This window comes from Actinomadura napierensis, assembly GCF_039529375.1.
GTDB lineage: Bacteria > Actinomycetota > Actinomycetes > Streptosporangiales > Streptosporangiaceae > Spirillospora > Spirillospora napierensis.
This window is the reverse complement of record NZ_BAAAMR010000149.1, coordinates 1-3910: the sequence shown is the minus strand read 5'-3', so window position 1 is coordinate 3910 and position 3910 is coordinate 1. Positions and strand designations below refer to the sequence as shown.

Annotated in this window: 3 protein-coding genes; all 3 read right to left on the bottom strand. The window is 75.2% G+C overall.

Annotated elements, in window-relative coordinates; translation table 11 throughout:
* Positions 1-66 precede the first annotated feature (66 nt).
* Positions 67-1803 (bottom strand): hypothetical protein, encoded by a 1737-nt coding sequence (locus tag ABD296_RS44460; RefSeq protein ID WP_344282792.1) that lies wholly within the window; start codon positions 1801-1803, stop codon positions 67-69.
* A 24-nt stretch (positions 1804-1827) separates the two neighbouring features.
* Positions 1828-3090: a hypothetical protein gene (locus ABD296_RS44455; RefSeq protein WP_344282789.1), complete on the bottom strand. Its 1263-nt coding sequence runs from the start codon at positions 3088-3090 to the stop codon at positions 1828-1830.
* A gap of 117 nt (positions 3091-3207) precedes the next feature.
* Positions 3208-3910, bottom strand: a 703-nt coding sequence (locus ABD296_RS44450) for a CAP domain-containing protein (RefSeq protein WP_344282785.1), incomplete at its 5' end; no start/stop codon positions are given.

The window sequence follows — 3910 nt, the reverse complement described above, 5'->3', positions numbered from 1 at the left end:
GCGGCGGCCGAGGGGAGCTCCCCTCGGCCGCCGCCGTATGCGTGCCTTGCTTGTGCCGTGCGTGCGTCAGCCGCGGGCGCGGGCCTCGATCGGCCGGGCGCTGTAGCCGAGGAACTGCTGGGCGATCTGCTTGGCCTGGACGTTCCCGGGCTTGACCTGCTTGCCGCTCGGGTCCTGGACGTAGGCGTAGATGACGTACCGGCCGCGGACGGTGGTGGCGGCGTACCCGCCGGCCCGGTCGATGTCCTTGGCCTGCTTGCCGGACATGCCGCGGAACCACTCGTACTTGCCCGGGTCGCCGGCGCGGCTCGCCCGCAGCGCCGCGGCCCGGTTCGGCATGACCGCGATCCCGGTGGTGACCGCCCACGTCTTCATCCTGTTGATGAAGGTGGCGCGGACGACCTTGCGGCACTTGTCCTGCTGGAGCGCCTTGAGCATGGAGCCCCGCGCCGCGTACGACAGATCCTTGTTGACGGACCAGCGGTCGCGGTCGAAGGTGCGCTCGCCGAGGTCGACGGCGGCGTCCGGGTACGCCTCGGTGAAGGACAGGTCCTTCGGGTCGCCCCTCTCGTCGTTGATGTCGGCCGGCTTCGGCTTGGGCGGCGTGCTCGCCTTCGGCGGCGGTGCCGCGACGTGGGTGGGCCCGGCGTCCTTGCGGGTGGCGCCGTCGCCCTTGGATCCCGCCCCGCCGACGACGAACAGCGCGACGAGCGCCGCGAGCACGAGGGCCGCGCCGCCGCCGATCAGCACGAGGCGCTGCCTGCCGGCTCCCGGGCGCGGGCGTTCGGGACCCGCCGGCCCGGTGGGGCCGCCGCCGGGCCCGCCGGGGCCTGGCGTGTCGAGCGGGACGCCGCCCTCGGCGTGGTACACGGGAGTGATCACGGCGGCCATCGCCGGCTCCTCGGCCGTGGCGGTCGCCGCGCCGTCCTCGCCGCCGTGCGGGAACGGTCCGCTGCCGGTGGGCGGCAGGACGCCGCGCGGCAGGATCGCGTCCGGGACGAGGACCGGGGCGGCCGGCGCGGACGCGCTCTCGGCCTCCTTCGCCTGCTCGAACGCCGTCGAAGCGGCCGTAGGGGCCCTAGGGGCCGGCCGCGGGGGCGCAGGCTGGGGCTCAGGCGCGGCGGTCGGTGCCGTGTCGGCCGGACGTGCCCGCTCGGCGGGCTGCGGCTGCTCGGCGGGCCGGGCGGCCGGTTCGTCCCGCGTCTGCGGCGGATCGGTGGCCTGGCCGGCCTTCACCGGGACGGGCGGTGCGATCCCCATCGGCCCGGTCGTCGTGCTCGGGCTCGGAGCGTCCGCGCCGGCGGGCGCCGGATCGGGAGCGGCGTCCTCGTCGGGACGGATGGGCGCGAAGCCGTCCGGGTCGGTGTCGCCGAACGCGAGGGGCCGCTTGACGAGCGGATCGGACGGGACGGCCCGGCGGGAGTCGACGTTCGGCACGCCGACCCCGGCGACGAGCGTGCCGGGCGGCCCGGTCTCGGCGGACGCGGCCGTGCCCGGGGCGCCGGCCTCGCCGCCGCCTGGCTCGGCGGCGGGTTCGGCGGCCCACCAGGGGGTCTGCAGGCCGAACGCGGGCAGCCGCAGCGGGGAGGACGCGGACGGAGCCTCGTCGGCGGAGGCCGCGCCGGCCGGGGCACCGGTCGCGGCGGCCTCGGCGAACGGGGCCTGGCTGGCGGGAGCCGCCTCGGTGCCGGCCGTGCCTCCAGCCGGAGGGACCGCACCGAAGCTGGGGGGCGCCGAAGCGGCGGGGGCGGTGGCCGTCCCCGCCTCCTCGGCGGTCTCCCGGGTGTCTCTAGGTCCGGACATAAGCAGACAGGGTATTCAAACCGGTCACTTCTTGAGGGGTTTGCCTTCTGTTTCCCTGTAGTGCAGGGCGAAGGCGAGGTCGCTGCTCTTGTACAGCTCGGCGCCGAACACGCTGACCGTCTTATGGTACTTGGAGGCGATGGCCTTGCCGTCCGGCCGCTGTACCCAGGTCATCACGACGTAGTGGCCGTGCGCCTGCGAGGTGCCGAACGCCAGGCCCTTGCCGGCGTGCTTGCTGACGCCCTTGCCGGGCAGAGCCAACAGGAACGCGTCCTTGTCGGACGCCGCCTTCACCGCCGCCTTGGCATCGGCCTCGGACTTGACGTTCAGCACGCCGATGGTGCCGATGAGCGAGCCGGTGCTGAGGGCGTAGGTGGCGCGCAGCGCCTGGTTGCAGTCCCCCTTCTTCAGCGCCTTCTCCAGCTTCGTGCCGCCGACGACGGCGGCGCACTTCTTCGTGGAGCTGGTGGCGGTCCGCACGTACTTGTGGCCGTCCGCCTTGAACGACGACTTGCCGAACACCTCCGACAGCGACAGCTTCACCGGGTCGGTGGCGCGGCTCTGCAGCTTGACCGGCTGCAGCGGCGGGACGGTCGGGGACGGCGCGGCCGTGGGCCGGGTGGACGCGGCGGCCGGCGGCGCCTTCTTCGCGGGCTTGGAGTCGTCCTTCATCATCGACGCCAGGCCGATGCCGCCGCCGATGAGCACGAGCCCCGCGACGACCGCGCCGCCGATGATCAGCGGGAGGCCGCGGCGCCGTCCGGTCGGCCCGTCCTCGCCGGGGGGCGCGCCGTCGAAGTCGCCCTGCGGGGGCATGGGGGTGCCGTAGGGGGAGTCTTCCGGCATCTCGCCGTGCCCGAACCCGCCGCCCTGCTCGAACCCCGCGGGCCCCGGCTCCTGACCGCCGGGCCCGAAACCGCCCTGCTGCCCGTACTGGTCCTGTCCGAACTGCTCTTGTCCGAACTGGTCGTGTCCGAAGCCGCCCGGCGGGAACGCGTCCTGGCGTTCCGACGAGGGGGGCTCGCCCCAGACGGCGGTCGCGCCGGACGGTCCGGCGGGCGGCTCGGCCGCCGGGAACGGCGGCCCGAACGGCTCCGCCTCCAGCGGCCCGGTCCCGAAGGAGTCGCCGCCGAACGGTCGCGCGGCGGGGGCCTCGCCGAGCGGGGCGAAGGCCTCGTCGTTGTCGTTGCCGTACGGTGGCGCCTCGGCTCCGGAGCCGTACGGCGGCTGCGGCGACGGCCCGGAGGGCCGGCCGCCGGGCTTGCCTTGATCGCCCGGATAACCCATGGCTCTGGACCTTACCGTTCCTCTTTCAGCGGTCTGGACCTTCGGAACACCCACCATGACATGGGGGCGAACCGGGCGCCGGTGCTTTGCGGAAGGTCACCGTGCGGGCCCGTCCCGTCACGTCCAGCCGAAGTCCTGGGTCCACAGCGGGCCGTCCGAGCCGGCCGCCATGCCGACGCCGATGGCGCGCAGCCCGCAGTTGAGGATGTTCGCGCGGTGCCCGGGGCTGGCCATCCAGCCGTCGACGACCGCGGCGGCGGTCGCGTAGCCCCTGGCGATGTTCTCCGCGCCGGGACCGGCGTAGCCGGCCTCCCGCATGCGCATCCAGGGGCTGTCGCCGTTCGGGGAGTCGTGGTCGAAGTAGTCGTTCGCGGCCATGTCGGCGGAGTGCGCGCGGGCCGCAGTGACGAGCCGCCGGTCGACGCGGAGCGCGTCGCATCCCGCCTTGGCCCGCTCGGCGTTGGTGAGGGCGACGACGGCGTTCTCCGGCCCGGTCGAGCCGGGTGACAGGGTCGGGCCGGTTCGGGGCGGATCGTCCTTGGCGGCGGGTGCCGTCTTCGTCTTCGCCGGCTTGGGTGAGCGCGTCGGCGCGCCGGTCGTCTTCGGCGAAGGCGCCTCGTCACCGCCGCCGGGCGCCTCGCGCGCACCGCCGCCGTTCCCGGTGCCCGTCCCGGCGTCGGGCTCGTCCAGGGCGCCGGACGGGCCGGGACCGGACGGCCTGCCCGCATGGTCGGACGCGGCGATCGGCTCCGAACGCAACTGGGGAAGGACGAGCCGGTCGAGCGCGATGCCCGTGCCGATGTCGAGGAGCGACGCGCCG

Coding starts and splice junctions, on each gene's coding strand:
- ABD296_RS44460 (WP_344282792.1), bottom strand. CDS start 1,803: ATGTCCGGACCTAGAGACACCCGGGAGACCGCCGAGGAGGCGGGGACG.
- ABD296_RS44455 (WP_344282789.1), bottom strand. CDS start 3,090: ATGGGTTATCCGGGCGATCAAGGCAAGCCCGGCGGCCGGCCCTCCGGG.